The organism is Wolbachia endosymbiont of Oedothorax gibbosus, from assembly GCF_936270435.1.
Classification (GTDB): domain Bacteria; phylum Pseudomonadota; class Alphaproteobacteria; order Rickettsiales; family Anaplasmataceae; genus Wolbachia.
Genome location: NZ_OW370567.1, coordinates 466,306 through 480,519 on the forward strand (window position 1 = coordinate 466,306; position 14,214 = coordinate 480,519).

At 34.7% G+C, this 14,214-nt stretch carries 14 protein-coding genes and 3 pseudogenes; 6 read left to right on the forward strand and 11 right to left on the reverse strand.

Features of this window, described 5'->3' with window-relative positions; translation table 11 throughout:
- Nucleotides 1–9 precede the first annotated feature (9 nt).
- The gene (locus NBW39_RS02355; protein WP_250294632.1) at nucleotides 10–882 is read left to right on the forward strand and encodes an IS982 family transposase; all 873 of its coding nucleotides are present in this window, start codon (nucleotides 10–12) and stop codon (nucleotides 880–882) included.
- 255 nt (nucleotides 883–1,137) lie between these two features.
- Here NBW39_RS02355 and folD read toward each other — a convergent pair whose 3' ends face one another.
- From folD to NBW39_RS02390, 7 genes are all read right to left on the reverse strand, one after another.
- The gene (folD, locus tag NBW39_RS02360; protein ID WP_250295497.1) at nucleotides 1,138–2,016 is read right to left on the reverse strand and encodes a bifunctional methylenetetrahydrofolate dehydrogenase/methenyltetrahydrofolate cyclohydrolase FolD; all 879 of its coding nucleotides are present in this window, start codon (nucleotides 2,014–2,016) and stop codon (nucleotides 1,138–1,140) included.
- Nucleotides 2,000–2,656, reverse strand: coding sequence for a UbiX family flavin prenyltransferase (locus tag NBW39_RS02365; protein ID WP_250295498.1), 657 nt, complete (start codon nucleotides 2,654–2,656; stop codon nucleotides 2,000–2,002). The genes folD and NBW39_RS02365 overlap by 17 nt, the downstream gene beginning before the upstream one ends.
- Nucleotides 2,649–2,915 carry a DUF2312 domain-containing protein gene (locus NBW39_RS02370; RefSeq protein ID WP_064125346.1) on the reverse strand — a complete coding sequence of 89 codons (267 nt, stop codon included), beginning with the start codon at nucleotides 2,913–2,915 and terminating at the stop codon, nucleotides 2,649–2,651. Before NBW39_RS02370 ends, NBW39_RS02365 begins: the two co-directional genes overlap by 8 nt.
- Nucleotides 2,916–2,928: 13 nt before the next feature.
- Entirely contained in the window at nucleotides 2,929–4,212 is a 1,284-nt protein-coding gene (locus tag NBW39_RS02375; protein ID WP_250295499.1) for an HlyC/CorC family transporter, read from the reverse strand.
- 88 nt (nucleotides 4,213–4,300) lie between these two features.
- On the reverse strand, nucleotides 4,301–5,479 hold the full coding sequence (locus NBW39_RS02380; RefSeq protein WP_250295500.1) for an aspartate aminotransferase family protein: 1,179 nt from the start codon (nucleotides 5,477–5,479) through the stop codon (nucleotides 4,301–4,303).
- Between the two features lie 118 nt (nucleotides 5,480–5,597).
- Complete coding sequence (locus NBW39_RS02385) at nucleotides 5,598–6,074, reverse strand: SWIM zinc finger family protein (RefSeq protein ID WP_250295501.1); 477 nt, start codon at nucleotides 6,072–6,074, stop codon at nucleotides 5,598–5,600.
- A gap of 105 nt (nucleotides 6,075–6,179) precedes the next feature.
- Nucleotides 6,180–6,350 (reverse strand): hypothetical protein, encoded by a 171-nt coding sequence (locus NBW39_RS02390; protein WP_250295502.1) that lies wholly within the window; start codon nucleotides 6,348–6,350, stop codon nucleotides 6,180–6,182.
- 70 nt (nucleotides 6,351–6,420) lie between these two features.
- Between NBW39_RS02390 and NBW39_RS02395 the strand changes: the two are divergent.
- Nucleotides 6,421–7,016, forward strand: a pseudogene (locus tag NBW39_RS02395) (transposase family protein); the annotation flags it as partial.
- A gap of 107 nt (nucleotides 7,017–7,123) precedes the next feature.
- On the opposite strand, the pseudogene NBW39_RS02400 reads toward NBW39_RS02395, so the two are convergent.
- A pseudogene (locus NBW39_RS02400) lies at nucleotides 7,124–7,955 on the reverse strand (IS630 family transposase).
- A 118-nt stretch (nucleotides 7,956–8,073) separates the two neighbouring features.
- Here NBW39_RS02400 and NBW39_RS02405 point away from each other — a divergent pair.
- Both NBW39_RS02405 and NBW39_RS02410 read left to right on the forward strand, forming a co-directional pair.
- A pseudogene (locus tag NBW39_RS02405) lies at nucleotides 8,074–8,344 on the forward strand (IS4 family transposase); the annotation flags it as partial.
- A gap of 269 nt (nucleotides 8,345–8,613) precedes the next feature.
- On the forward strand, nucleotides 8,614–9,486 hold the full coding sequence (locus tag NBW39_RS02410) for an IS982 family transposase (protein WP_250294632.1): 873 nt from the start codon (nucleotides 8,614–8,616) through the stop codon (nucleotides 9,484–9,486).
- Between the two features lie 273 nt (nucleotides 9,487–9,759).
- Here NBW39_RS02410 and NBW39_RS02415 read toward each other — a convergent pair whose 3' ends face one another.
- Nucleotides 9,760–10,407, reverse strand: coding sequence for a heme exporter protein CcmB (locus NBW39_RS02415; protein WP_250295503.1), 648 nt, complete (start codon nucleotides 10,405–10,407; stop codon nucleotides 9,760–9,762).
- 106 nt (nucleotides 10,408–10,513) lie between these two features.
- Here NBW39_RS02415 and NBW39_RS02420 point away from each other — a divergent pair, with 106 nt between their 5' ends.
- On the forward strand, nucleotides 10,514–10,906 hold the full coding sequence (locus tag NBW39_RS02420; protein ID WP_250295504.1) for a TraR/DksA family transcriptional regulator: 393 nt from the start codon (nucleotides 10,514–10,516) through the stop codon (nucleotides 10,904–10,906).
- A gap of 164 nt (nucleotides 10,907–11,070) precedes the next feature.
- Here NBW39_RS02420 and ubiB read toward each other — a convergent pair whose 3' ends face one another.
- Complete coding sequence (gene ubiB, locus NBW39_RS02425) at nucleotides 11,071–12,483, reverse strand: 2-polyprenylphenol 6-hydroxylase (protein ID WP_250295505.1); 1,413 nt, start codon at nucleotides 12,481–12,483, stop codon at nucleotides 11,071–11,073.
- Nucleotides 12,480–13,220 carry a metal ABC transporter ATP-binding protein gene (locus NBW39_RS02430; RefSeq protein ID WP_250295506.1) on the reverse strand — a complete coding sequence of 247 codons (741 nt, stop codon included), beginning with the start codon at nucleotides 13,218–13,220 and terminating at the stop codon, nucleotides 12,480–12,482. Before NBW39_RS02430 ends, ubiB begins: the two co-directional genes overlap by 4 nt.
- Here NBW39_RS02430 and NBW39_RS02435 point away from each other — a divergent pair.
- Nucleotides 13,212–14,093, forward strand: coding sequence for a zinc ABC transporter substrate-binding protein (locus NBW39_RS02435; RefSeq protein ID WP_250295507.1), 882 nt, complete (start codon nucleotides 13,212–13,214; stop codon nucleotides 14,091–14,093). The two genes, NBW39_RS02430 and NBW39_RS02435, sit on opposite strands and share 9 nt — an antisense overlap.
- Nucleotides 14,094–14,214 lie beyond the last annotated feature (121 nt).

Consider the following 14,214-nt stretch of genomic DNA (forward strand, 5'->3'; position numbering starts at 1 on the left):
AGGTTACCCATGAAGAAAGATATTACAGAACTGTACTGTTGCGTCGAGGATTTTTGTCGTGCGGTAGATGATAATTTTGCAAATAGGTTCTTATCAAACGGCAAAAAACCAACCAGAGTACCAGAAATAGCGCACTCAGAAATTCTAACCATAATCCTATTATACCATAAATCACCATGTAAAAACTTCAAGGCTTTTTATCTTTGTTATCTTCAGTTATTCTATAGATCAGAGTTTTCAAAGCTGCCTTCATATCACAGATTTATTGCCTTAAAGCCGCGAGTTTTGTGGTATTTAGCATTACTTTTGCAATGGTTTTGTGAACAAGCAAAAATGACCGGGATTTCCTACATAGATTCTACTTCAATAGCAGTATGCCATCGAAAAAGAATCTCAAGAAATAAGGTTTTCAAAGGATTAGCAGAGTTAGGAAAGAATACTTACGGCTGGTTTTTTGGTTTTAAATTACATGTAGTAATCAATGAAATAGGTGAAATTCAAGGTGTTACGCTAACCAGAGGTAACGTCGATGACAGAAAACCTGTACCAACTCTAACCAAAAAACTAACTGGACTTTTGTTTGGAGATAAGGGCTATATAAAGAAAGAGCTCTTTGAGAAACTATTCGATAGAGGTCTAAAACTCGTCACTAAAGTGAAAAAAGGTATGAAAAATGCACTGATTTCGCTGAAAGAGAAGATTTTACTAGGGAAAAGATCGATTGTTGAAACGGTTTTTGGCTGCCTAAAAAACAAATTTGAACTTGAGCACACTCGGCATAGATCCACAGTAAATTTCTTGGTACATATTTTTTCTACCCTCATTTCTTATTCAATGCAATCGAAAAAGCCCTGTATTTCTCAGCTTTACTTCGTTGGTTAATCCATAACTGGGGTTCAAAAATGAATGTTCGTACAGCTATGGATTCATTCGCGGGATAGATTCCGCTAACGAGTAGCGGAATGACGGTTTTTCAAATTGTAGGTAAATCCAAGCCACTTTAGCTATACTTGTAGAGAAAAAAGAGTAGATGATGATCCTAAATATTTAATAAATTTGACTACTGAGGAATTTCAAAAATCTCAATTTTTTATTAATTGTGAGATGTCTATCTTCATACAGCTTCCTTTTCATACCTCAACTAATGAAATTAGAAGCATCAACTCCCTTCTGCAAGCAAGCAGCAATGATAGTGTTCATCATTAGAAATGCAATGGTCATTGGGCCAACTCCCCCGGGTACTGGAGTTATAGCTTTGGCTTTCCCTTTTATTCCCTCAAAGTCAACATCACCTACAAGCTCTCCTACATTAACACTATTTATGCCAACATCGATCACTATTGCACCTTTCTTTATCCAGTCTGCTTGAACAAAATTTGGCTTTCCGACTGCTGCAACTACTATATCCGCTTTAGAGCAATATTCAGCTAAATCTTTACTCTGTGAGTGCAAGATGGTAGCAGTGCAATTTTCCTGCAGCAATAGGTGAAACATTGGCTTGCCCACGATATTTGACCTACCAATCACCACTGCGTTTTTACCGGAAAGGTTCTCTTCAATTGATTTAATTAAATGCAAAGAACCTTTAGGAGTGCAAGGTATAAGGCAGTTTTTTTCACCTTTAACTAATCTACCAACGTTTTCATCGTGGAAGCCATCTACATCTTTTTCAATACTTACTGCGTTAATTACTCTGCTTGCACTAATATGATTTGGTAAAGGCAACTGTACTAAAATGCCATGCACAGATCGATCTTCATTTAACTCATTGATTTTTTCAATCAATTCATCTTCTGAAATATTATTAGGCAAAACAATGGTCTCAGAACTTATGCCTATTGATTCTGCTTTTTTCTGTTTGTTGCGAACATAAACCTGACTTGCTGGATTGCTGCCCACGAGAATTACTTTCAGGCAAGGAAAAATGTTATACTCTCTCTTTAAAATATCAATTTTTTGTGATAGCCTCTCACATAGGTCGTTTGCTATTTTTTTACCATCAATAATAATTGTCACTTCCTTGCCACTCCTTAAAGTCAGGTAATTTGATATCAAATAAATCCAATACTTTGCCAACAGAATGATTAATAATATCATCCAACGATTTTGGTTTAATATAGAAAGCAGGCACTGGTGGAGCAATTATTGCTCCCATCTCCGTTAATTTTAACATATTTTGTAAATGCCCAAGATGTAGTGGTGACTCTCGCACCATAAGAATTAATTTTCTTCTTTCTTTTAGCGTTACATCTGCAGCCCTTGTCAATAGATTGGAAGTAACACCTGATGCAATTTCAGACATTGTCTTCATAGAGCATGGTGCTACAATCATTCCTGAGGTTTTAAATGAGCCACTTGCTATTTTTTCTCCTATTTTTTCTTCAGAATAGTAAAAATCTGCAAGTGATGTAATATCTTCAAGTTTTTCTTTAATCTCATGAGCTAGAGTTATTTTTCCAGCACGACTTATCACTAAATGAGTTTCACAACCAAATTTGCAGCGCGTGACGCTGGAATCTATATTTCTTTTTCCCTGGATCCCAGTGTCAGCTACTCGGATAAGAGATCTATTAATATTTCTTAACGCCTCTAAAATACGTACACCGTAAATAGAACCAGATGCTCCACTTATTCCAATTACAATTCTGCTATTCACTTAACTCTTCTTCGTAGCTCATTCCCAATGCACGTTTATAGGTATCAAGCAATATTTCCTGTTCCTCTCTGTCATCATCATCCATCTTCCTCAGTCTAATAATTTGTTTCATCACTTTTATATCCCAACCTTCATCTGCGGCTTTTACATATACATCACGAATATGATCTTGCACATCCCTCTTTTCTTGTTCAAGTTTTTCGATTCTCTCTATGTAACCCTTCAACTCTTCAGCCGTTATTTTTACTGTATCTTCCATGAAACTCCACTAATTAATTGCTGCTACTAGTATTACCAGTTTTTACTTGCACTTCAACAACAGTAATAATATTTTTATCTTTTTTTAAAATCTTAAAGCGAAAACCATACATGGAAAACTCCTCGCCTTCGTCAGGAATGCGCTCTATTTCATTCACAATCATACCTGCTAGAGTTGTAGCTTCTTCATCAGGGAGATTCCAGTATAACTGCCTGTTAATGTCCCTAATAGTAGATTTTCCTTCTATGTGATACATATTATCAGATATTTTCTTTATAAAATTCTCCGTAATCAAATCATGTTCATCCGAAATTTCTCCAACTATTTCTTCCAATATATCTTCAAGAGTTACAATTCCCTGCAGTGCTCCATACTCATCAATAACAAATGCAAGGTGTTTCCTGTTCTTACGGAAGTTGTGAAGTTGCACGCTGAGCGGTGTACTTTCTGGTATGAACCAAGGCCTTGACATAACTTGGGTAATGTCAACTTCTTCCGCTTTATTATTCTTTTCACGCAAAGCATTTATTAGAGCTTTCACGTGAATTACACCTACAATTTTTTCTGATTCTTCTTGCCATAAAGGTACTCTACTGTGACTGCTGGTTAAAATCTCTCTTATTAACTCTTCTTTATTCCGATCTATATCAAGAGAAAATAGGTTTCTTCTATGGCTCATAATTTGTGATATTTCTGTCTCAGCCAAATCAAGTATGCTGCTTAGCATATCTAAATCCTGTTGTAACATAGTTCCTTCACTGCGGTGAAGAGTAATCATATTACGCATTGCATCCGCTGCAGATATTACTTCCTTATCTTTATGCAGCCCACATAATTTCAGGATGAGGTTAACAATAAATTGAATACCTAGTGTCAATGGAGAAAAAATCTTTACAAAAAACAATACAAAATAAGCAGAAAATGACGCAAATTTTTCAGGATTTTGAATAGCATAAGTTTTTGGTAGAACTTCGCAGAATAATAAAATACAAAATGTCATTATAATTGTTGATAGAAGAATGCCCTCATTTCCAAAAAGATTGATAAATATTGCTGTAAATAAAGCAGAGCAAGTAATATTAATAATTGTATTGCCGAGCAACACCGTTCCTATTGTTAATTCTTTCCTATTTAATAAGCGGTCTATTATCTTGGCTCTTTTGTTACCGTCTAGCTTTAGCTTATTAACTCGAGAACGGCTAATTGAGGTTAAGCCTATTTCTGCTCCTGAGAACAAAAACGATAAAATTAACAAAATAAAAATTGCTGATGATACTAAGACCAATAACCAATCCATTAAAGTACGATGTTATTGTGATAAAAAACAAAATTAATTTTACATGTTATGAAAGGCATTTGCAAGCCTGAATTTATATTGCCGAATTTTATATATCTTTAATCTTAAAAAATAAATCATAAAGCATATTACACGCCGCATTCACATGCTCATCCTCAATGATAAGTGGTGGGGTTATCCTTACTACTTTGTTGTTTGAAACCCTAGTTATTATTAAACCTTTATCAAGAGATCGACTAATAACTTTATCAGCTACAGGAGTTGCTAGTTCTATTCCCATTAGTAACCCTTCTCCACGAACTTCTGAAATCATCTCAGGAAATTCTTTAGCTAAAGGCAACAGCTTTTCTTTTAAATATTTACTAATTCTCTTAACATGATCAAAAAAGCCTTCTTTTAGCATTATATCGAGTACCGCATTACCAACAGTCATGGCAAGTGGATTGCCACCATAGGTTGATCCATGAGTTCCTGGAGTGATTGCTTCTGCTATGTAATCTTTTACTAAACATGCAGCTAGGGGAAAACCGTTACCCATAGCTTTTGCACAGGTTAGCATATCAGGTTCAATGCCGACATTTTGATAATGAAATAAAGAACCGATGCGTCCATATCCGCATTGCACTTCATCAAAGCACAAAATTATTCCTTGAGCTTTTGTTATTTTCCTTACTTTTTGAAGATATTCTACGTCTAGTGGATATACTCCGCCTTCGCTTTGTATGGGCTCTAAAAACACAGCAGCTGTTTCATTGCTGATTTTTTTCTCCAAAGCTTTAATGTCATTTCTTGGCACTTTATCAAAACCAGAAAGAAGCGGAGCAAAACCTTCGCGTGATTTTTCACTGCCTCCAGCAGAAATTGCAGCAATACTGCGGCCATGAAACCCTCCTTCAATTGTAACAATACGATTACGTTTTGCTTGCCCTTTTGAATAAAAGTAACGACGAATAAACTTAATTGCAGCTTCTGTTGCTTCAAGCCCACTTGAGCAGAAAAAAACTTTATCTGCAAAAGTAAGGGTTGTTAAACGCTCGGCAAGCCTTTCTTGCTCGGGAATAGTGAAAATGTTAGAGCAGTGCCATAGTGAGCTCAATTGCTCTTTCAGCTTATCTGTAATGTATGGATGACAATGCCCTAAAGAAGTTGTAGAAATACCTGCAACAAAATCTAAATATTTTTTACCATCTTTATCAAAAAGATATGCCCCTTCTCCCCTGACTATAGGAGTGTCAAGTCTATTATACGCATTAACAACATGATCCATTTTATAAGTATTGTGGTATTATCTATATTATACCTGAAATGAATCCATTAACACAATGACCTTACCCAGATTTCACAAAATTTGAATTTTTTACTGGACAATAATCATAGGAGTTGTTTTATACATAATTCTCGAATTTTGAAAATTTACTTTGGGTGAATTGCTCATATTCCTTATCTTCCAGTTTTTCAAAAATCTCTGGATGTTGTTCACCTAGACGAACAATTATTGAAATGAGCTCTTGGTTTGTTTCTTTAAGTAGCAGCCTTTTAAGGTTAGCTTGTTTACCAACGCGTTTAGGGCACACAGACGACCGGTACTCCTCTCTGTCAAGATCAATCAAAGCAAAACCTGTTGCAGCCATATGCTTACATGGACCAAAATAACAGAATGCAGGACAGGAACACCTTCCACTAAAGAGTGGACCATCGTATTCTAGTTTTACCCGATATACACTTGATCCAACTACCTCTGATTTAGCGTGAGATTTGTTGATAGATACGTTCTGTACCTTTCCTTTGTTAAAATAATCCCTTCCGCTAGAGAGGTAGGGTTCTTTGATAAGACCTGTGATATCTTTATAATACAGTCTCATTTTTACCTCCTTTGAAGCCCTCAATTTTCTAATATACTTCTTCTTCTATAAAAATTTATTAACCTACTACAACTTTAATATGGTCCTGCAGACAGTTTTATAGTGCTACGTATCTGACCCTTTCTTTTCGTTATTAATTTTGTTTTTGCTTGCTTCAATCAGTTTGTCGAAGTCAGACTTGTGCAACTGATCTTGAATAATCCGGTATTTTGCAAACTCCTCTTCAGCAAAAACTTTAGCAATTTCAGCACTAATCCTCCCAGCATCTTTGAGCAATTTATAATCATTAGACCTCTTTCGAAACTAGAATAAAATCATTAAAGTAGTGGTTTTGAGGTAAGGAGAAATGAAGTATGAAATAGTGAAAGAGCTGAATGAAGAGGAATTTCGTCGGCTAACAGGAGTAAAAAAATCAACATTTAATAAAATGGCAGGGATTTTATGTAAAGAAAATAAAAAAAAGAAAGCCAAGGGAGGAAGAGCTAAGCGAAGAGAACATGCTGCTTATGGTATTAGAATACTTACGAGAATACCGGACATATTTTCACATACTATGGAGTAAGCGAAAGTACGGCATATAAAACTGTAAAATGGGTAGAGGATACTCTAATACAACACCCAGATTTTGCATTGCCAGGGCGAAAAGAACTCCTAAGAAGCGACGTGAAATATGAGGTTTTGGTGATTGATGCAACGGAAACACCTGTAGAGAGGCCAAAAAAAAGCAGAAAAGATTTTATTCAGGAAAGAAGAAAAAACATACGCTAAAAACACAAATAATTGCAGAAAAGAAGAGCAAGAAAATTATTTGTACGTCATTGCTTTTCAATGAGTCAAAAGTGCATGTATTAGAAGGTATAAAAGTTTTAGCCGATGCTGGGTTTTCAAAAAATTCACAAAAATGTCGAGTTGCCACACAGAAGGATGAAAAAGAGTCCCTTACATTAAGGAAAAAAAGATAAGACCTGCTGCGAATCAAGAAGTAAGAAAAAGGGGAGTAGGAAGGCTAAAATCAAGGTTATAGCTCTTCTCATAATAGTCAGGACAAGTCATAAAAAAGCAGAATCAACAGCTTGACGGAAAGACTGAAAAATAGGGATATTTTTTCTAGCTCTGTTCTTTATAGCAAACCAATGATGCTCAATTTCGTTAAAGTCTGGAGAATATGGAGGAAGATAAAGAATTTCAGCACCTACTCCTTTAGCAAGATCATCGATTTTAGATTTATGGAAAGCAGCGTTATCAAGAATTACAGTTTGGCCAGACCTTAAAATTGGAGTCAAAAACTGCTCAAACCAAGCCTCAAAAACATCCTTGTTGCAGTATCCCTCAAAGGTCAATGGAGCAATGATTTTCTTTTTATTTAGAGCTGCAATCATGCTGACGCGCTGAGTTTTTTTACCTGATTTTAGTGAATGAAACCTCTCTCCTTTTCTGCAATATCCGTATGTTCTGTATTGTCTATCCCAGATTCGTCAATATATACAAGATTTTCAGGATGTTTTGTTGCTATAATCTTTGCAAATTGAGCTCGCTTTTCTTCATTTCTTTCTTTATATCCGTAGGTCTTTTTTTCTTGTAAATCCAATATTTTTAAGTGCGCGGTGAATCGTTTGTCGACTGATATTGCCCCAGCATCTCTAACTGAGTTTTGCCACCATGGTTTTTTGCAAATTCGGTGAAGATATTCCAGTCGGTAATTTTATCTACGCTTCCAGGCTTTTTTGACTGAAAATCTCCCGTTTCTTCACGCCTTTTCTGCCACTCGTATAAAGTCGTTTTTCCAATTTTAAATCTCTTGGCAACAGTTGCTCTACTTTCTCCCTCATCCAATGCTTCCATTGCTTTTTTCCTTAAGTCATAACTATACGCTGCTGGCATACAAACCCCACTACCATAAATCCATATCTTACCTTGTTTGGATTATTATGAGAAGAGCTATACACCTTTTAATTGGTAATACCATTTTAGACGTTTATCATTCGTTTTAGAAAATACTATATATGCTAAATTGTGCGCAACTCTTATATTTCACGGCATAGTTGGTTGCACAGAAGTGAAAAAGAATACAGAACTTAGCTTAACCAAAGGCATTTATTGAGCTAAAAAGACGGGTTAGAGAGTTATTTTTAGTATTAACCAAAATTAATAGTTTAAAAGCATTTCTTAAAAAACTCACTATAACTTGGTTGCGATTTTCATTAAAAGACAAGTACAGAAAAACTAGAGTATCTACCTTAACTTCCCTGAATTTGCTTACAATCTCTTAACTTGACGCGTATGCTTGGATGACACTGTCATAAGGTGAAATGAGATCCCAGTGTCACGCACTGGGATGACAAAAAAAGGAGCACTGGGATGACATTATAGGGGCACTGCCCTCTTGGATGGAAACCAGTGTCAGCTACTTGGATGACAGAAGAAGGTGCTGGGATGACATTATAGACCTCAGTTATGGATTAGAAAATAGATAAAAGTATAACTAAGAAGAGGGAAACAGGGTAAACTCGAGTATTTTAGTAATAATAAGAGGTTACCCATGAAGAAAGATATTACAGAACTGTACTGTTGCGTCGAGGATTTTTGTCGTGCGGTAGATGATAATTTTGCAAATAGGTTCTTATCAAACGGCAAAAAACCAACCAGAGTACCAGAAATAGCGCACTCAGAAATTCTAACCATAATCCTATTATACCATAAATCACCATGTAAAAACTTCAAGGCTTTTTATCTTTGTTATCTTCAGTTATTCTATAGATCAGAGTTTTCAAAGCTGCCTTCATATCACAGATTTATTGCCTTAAAGCCGCGAGTTTTGTGGTATTTAGCATTACTTTTGCAATGGTTTTGTGAACAAGCAAAAATGACCGGGATTTCCTACATAGATTCTACTTCAATAGCAGTATGCCATCGAAAAAGAATCTCAAGAAATAAGGTTTTCAAAGGATTAGCAGAGTTAGGAAAGAATACTTACGGCTGGTTTTTTGGTTTTAAATTACATGTAGTAATCAATGAAATAGGTGAAATTCAAGGTGTTACGCTAACCAGAGGTAACGTCGATGACAGAAAACCTGTACCAACTCTAACCAAAAAACTAACTGGACTTTTGTTTGGAGATAAGGGCTATATAAAGAAAGAGCTCTTTGAGAAACTATTCGATAGAGGTCTAAAACTCGTCACTAAAGTGAAAAAAGGTATGAAAAATGCACTGATTTCGCTGAAAGAGAAGATTTTACTAGGGAAAAGATCGATTGTTGAAACGGTTTTTGGCTGCCTAAAAAACAAATTTGAACTTGAGCACACTCGGCATAGATCCACAGTAAATTTCTTGGTACATATTTTTTCTACCCTCATTTCTTATTCAATGCAATCGAAAAAGCCCTGTATTTCTCAGCTTTACTTCGTTGGTTAATCCATAACTGGGGTTATAGGGGCACTGCCCTCTTGGAGATGGAAACCAGTGTCAGCTACTTGGATGACACCGTCATAAAGTGAAATGAGATCCCGCTACGTGTTAGCGGGATAACGAGAAAGGGGCTACTCAGATGACAACAAAGGGCTTTGGATGACAGGAAAGGGGGCTGGAATGAAGGTTTTTCGAATTGTCGGTAAACCTAAATCTATAATAACTATTTGCCTTTTTTCTAGGTTATGCAAGAAGTCTACTGAATAACAGTAAGATTTTTCAATCCTGCTCCACAGCAAATTTTAATGCCATGTGAGTAGTTATAGTGCTGTTAATAATCAAAATGACAAAAATTAAGATGGTGATTAGTAGTGTATAAATATTCAAGGACAAATTTTCAAGTTGAGTTAGCATTTTAAAATACACAAAGGTTGGCATTATCATTGGCAAAACAAGAATTTGCGATACTCCTGATGCTAAGTTGTTTCGACCAATCATCAATGCATTTCCAGTAGCTGAAATATTAATGATTATCAGCGTGTTAAATAATAAAGACACTCCAACTGCTATTGAGTGTTCAACACTATTGCCTAGAACTGCAAAGTTGAATATGGAAGAAATTACTGAAATCGGTAACCCAAATAATAACCAGTGAGCGAAAATTTTATAAGCAACTATAAGCCTAGAAGAGAGTGGCTGTACAAAGATTTGCTCTAATATTCCATCATGATAATCAGATGTAAACAAATTATTTGTAGAGATCTGCAAAACAAATGTAGCACATATCCATGTTAATGTTAACATAACTTCTTGTTTATTGTTGTTTTCAAGTGTAAATGAAGATAAACTTAACATTATAATGAAAATACATACTATATAGGTAAGATTCTTATCATTTATTACTAATTTTTTTACTGAACCGATCATACTAGGCTTTTAAATGTTTATTATAAATTATAGTGTTTACTTTGAGGTAGTATAATTTTTTGTTCATAAGTTATATAGGTTTTATTATTTTTTTGATAATGCAATTATGGAAAAGTTACCAAAAATAAAGTCACCAGAAGATTACACTCCTTCAGAAGATGAAGAATATATGAGCGTAAAACAACTGGAATACTTCAGCTTAAAGTTACAATCAATACTCGCTGAGTTGGAGAAACAAGAACTAGAAGATAATAGTATTGATACATACTATTCTGATGGAGATAGTGGAAACGAGGAATTAATCAAGCGCCGAAAAGATAGAAAAGAAAAAATTAAGGAGGCATTAGAAAAAATAAAATTAGGCACTTATGGTTACTGCGATGGAACAGGAGAAGAAATAGGAGTCGAAAGACTTAAAGCTAATCCGCTTGCTGTATATTGTATTGAAGAGCAAGAGAGAGTAGAAAAAGAAAAGAATGTGTACAACATTAACGATTAATTTACACATAAGTGGTGAGCCCATTGGACTTCAAGAGGAGCAAGAGGCGCTGAAGTATGTTATGCTATAAAGAAAGTGGAAAATTGGACATTCTCAATTCGACTCCTGCAGATTAAAAATTAAGTTGAATAAAAACTGGGTTTGACGCAGTTTTTTCCCATAGTTTAAGAAATTAAAAATTTAACGATTAGAATTATAATTACAGACCACAGTAAAAAATAGACTTTTTCATTTGATTTATTTTTAACTTGTAATTTTTTATCAGCTATTAGGTTTAATTTTTCTATAAGGCTAAATATCCCTTGGATTGTTTTTACAGGATAAGAACTTCTAATTTTTTCCCTATACCCTACTTGACTTTTATGTTGACTGCTTATCCACATTTCAACTACTTTCCACATATTGATTTCTGGATAGATCTTTCTACATGTCCCTTCCAGTAAAATCATAGTTTTCTGCAGCAATAACAATTGTGTTTGAACTTTCATATCAAAATCACCAGTTATTTTTAATAGCTGAGCAAGTAAACTAGCAAATGAAATCTTCTGTATAGGCTGCCCAATAATGGGTTCACCTATTGCCCTGCAAGCTGTGACAAAATTTCTATGCTGTGATGAAACATAACCAGCTCTAAAGTGCATTTTTGCAACGTGATCATAATCCCGATTTAAAAAGCCTTTGAGTATCTCTATAACGTAATAGCATGTCTCACGATCTATTCTACCCATGATTCCACAATCCAGGGCAATAATATTGTTATTACTATCAATCATTAGATTTCCAGGATGCATATCAGCATGAAAAAAACAATCCCTGTATACCTGATTACAAAACGATTCTATAAGGTTGATAGCTATTTGCTTATGTTTTTCAACTTCGTATATTGGCGTTGCTTCTATCCATTCTAATGTTAAAACCTTTCTTGAAGTTCTATTCCAATCTACTTCAGGTACGTAAAAACCTCTGTCATCTTTTGTGTTTTCCTTTAACTCCGAAGAGTGAGCAGCTTCAAAACGTAGATCTAACTCTACTTGGCAAATTTCAGCAAAAGTTTTGACTAATTCAATCGGCTTCAACCTTTTTGATTGTTCGCTAAATTTTTCTGCAATTTCCGCAAGCCAAGAAAGCATCTTTATATCCCTTGCGAATGCTTTCTCAATATTTGGCCTTAAAACCTTCACAGCAACTTCTTTACCCTCAGTTGTAACCGCTCTATGCACCTGAGAAATTGATGCTGCTGCAATTGGCTTTTCAGAAAAGCTTGAAAAAATGTCGCTCAATTTACAATTAAACTCACTTTCTATAGTTTTAACTGCTATTTTATGTGAAAATGATGGCAACCTATCACATATCAATAACAAGTTATTTGTTATATCCTCATTTAAAACATCAGTACGTGATGAGATAGACTGCCCAAACTTAATGAACACCGGACCTAATTTTTCAAGAGCACGCTTTAGTTTGTGGCCTTGTATTTTATTTACTGATTTCTTTGATGGTGGAAGTAAATAAGGTAATACATTGTAACGTGTCAGCACCGTAGTTATGTGCAGAAAACGCAAAATATTTTTAATCATTTCGCTGCGTAACTGCTAAATATTTCGTCTAGGGTTTTATTCACCATAATCTCACCAGGTTTACCTTGGCAATAGATAGTATTATTTATACAAATTATGTAATCTGAGCATGGTAGAGCAGAGTTAAGATCATGAGAAGTCATAAGGATCGATACTAGTCGGTTTTTTGCTATTTTGCTTATAATATCATAAAATTTAGCCCGCGCGTTAATATCCATTGCACTAACTGGTTCATCTAGAATGATCAAGTCAGGTTCCGCAATTAAACAACGTGCAAGCAGCAATAATTGTGTTTGCCCTGCAGAAATTTCTAACACTTGATTCTTCAAAATGTTACCGATACCAACCAACTCTATCGCTTCTGTAATAATGGATTGATTTTTCTTTAGTCTTTTCAAGGAGCTATTTAAAAGGAAATATTCAACTGTTATTGGCATCAAATTACTAATACTAAAATTTTGTGGCATGTAGCCAATTTTTATATTGTCAGCAAATACGATACTACCGGTACAGCTTTTATTTATGCCAGCAATTGCTTTCACTAAAGAGGTTTTACCTCCACCATTTGGACCAAGTATTGTAATTATGTCTCCTCTTTCCATGAACATATTGATATTGTCAAGGATTCTTTTACCATCATATGTGAGAGCAAGATTTTCTATTTTTAGAACATGATTATTGACATTATTTAACTTATTGACAAAATTTAACTTCTTCTCAATGTTTATATGAGACATTTACTGACTTTTTTTCTATTACTTTCATTTACACTATACTATAATATTGCCTTTTCATCCAATTTAAAAGTTGTAGCTACAATTAAACCTATCCACTCACTTGTAGCTTCTGTTACAGAAGGGATTTTAGAACCGGAATTGCTTGGCTATGCAACATCTGCACACGATTATATATTAAAGCCATCTGATGCGAGTAATTTAGAATCAAGTGACGTTATATTTTATGTTGACGATGACTTAGAGACGTTCATTAAAACTTTTGCTAAAAATAATAAGGAATTAGTGCAACTTTCAGATGCAGTTAACCTACTTCCTGCTCGGCCACATTCATTTTCTAGAAAAATTACTCATATTCAAGATGAAAAAGATTTGCATATTTGGCTGAGTCCCGAAAATGCAAAGAGCATGATACTTTCTATAAATGCAACATTGTCTAACATAGATAAAGAAAATTCCCATCGATACAACTCTAATGCAACAAAAGCTATAAAAAAAATAGACCAAGAAGTAAAAGAAATCATGAAAGAACTGAATGATTTTAAAAATCAAAAATACATCGTCACTCACGATGCTTATCAATATTTTGAAAAATATTTTGGTTTAAATCACCCAAGCGCCATTCTTTCTATAGAAGAGGATTCTTACATAGGTATGAAGAGTTTAATGAAGCTAAAAAAGATAATGAAGGAAGAAAACGTTAAATGCATATTTGCTCATTCACAGGAAGATAGCATAAAGCCTAATGCCCTTTCTAATGACGCAAAAATGGTAGTGCTTGATCCTATTGGATCAGACATAGAGTCTGGAAAAGATGCATATCTAGCTATAATCAATAGCATTGCACAAAATTTTAAGTCTTGCTTTGTTGAGTAATAAGCTCCCTTTTTTAGCTTACTGTTTTATTGTTCTGCAAATCAAGAAGAAGTGAGTTTATAACAAATGGTGTCATTCCAGTCTGGAGTCCAGTCCTTTTGCACAGTTTCATCAAAAACGT

What these genes read in the sequence shown, in the direction of transcription:
- NBW39_RS02410 (WP_250294632.1), top strand. Translation starts at nt 8,614, where the DNA reads ATGAAGAAAGATATTACAGAACTGTACTGTTGCGTCGAGGATTTTTGT.
- NBW39_RS02375 (WP_250295499.1), bottom strand. Translation starts at nt 4,212, where the DNA reads ATGGATTGGTTATTGGTCTTAGTATCATCAGCAATTTTTATTTTGTTA.
- NBW39_RS02435 (WP_250295507.1), top strand. Translation starts at nt 13,212, where the DNA reads ATGAGACATTTACTGACTTTTTTTCTATTACTTTCATTTACACTATAC.
- NBW39_RS02420 (WP_250295504.1), top strand. Translation starts at nt 10,514, where the DNA reads ATGGAAAAGTTACCAAAAATAAAGTCACCAGAAGATTACACTCCTTCA.
- NBW39_RS02385 (WP_250295501.1), bottom strand. Translation starts at nt 6,074, where the DNA reads ATGAGACTGTATTATAAAGATATCACAGGTCTTATCAAAGAACCCTAC.
- NBW39_RS02380 (WP_250295500.1), bottom strand. Translation starts at nt 5,479, where the DNA reads ATGGATCATGTTGTTAATGCGTATAATAGACTTGACACTCCTATAGTC.
- ubiB (WP_250295505.1), bottom strand. Translation starts at nt 12,483, where the DNA reads ATGATTAAAAATATTTTGCGTTTTCTGCACATAACTACGGTGCTGACA.
- NBW39_RS02355 (WP_250294632.1), top strand. Translation starts at nt 10, where the DNA reads ATGAAGAAAGATATTACAGAACTGTACTGTTGCGTCGAGGATTTTTGT.
- NBW39_RS02370 (WP_064125346.1), bottom strand. Translation starts at nt 2,915, where the DNA reads ATGGAAGATACAGTAAAAATAACGGCTGAAGAGTTGAAGGGTTACATA.
- NBW39_RS02415 (WP_250295503.1), bottom strand. Translation starts at nt 10,407, where the DNA reads ATGATCGGTTCAGTAAAAAAATTAGTAATAAATGATAAGAATCTTACC.
- NBW39_RS02430 (WP_250295506.1), bottom strand. Translation starts at nt 13,220, where the DNA reads ATGTCTCATATAAACATTGAGAAGAAGTTAAATTTTGTCAATAAGTTA.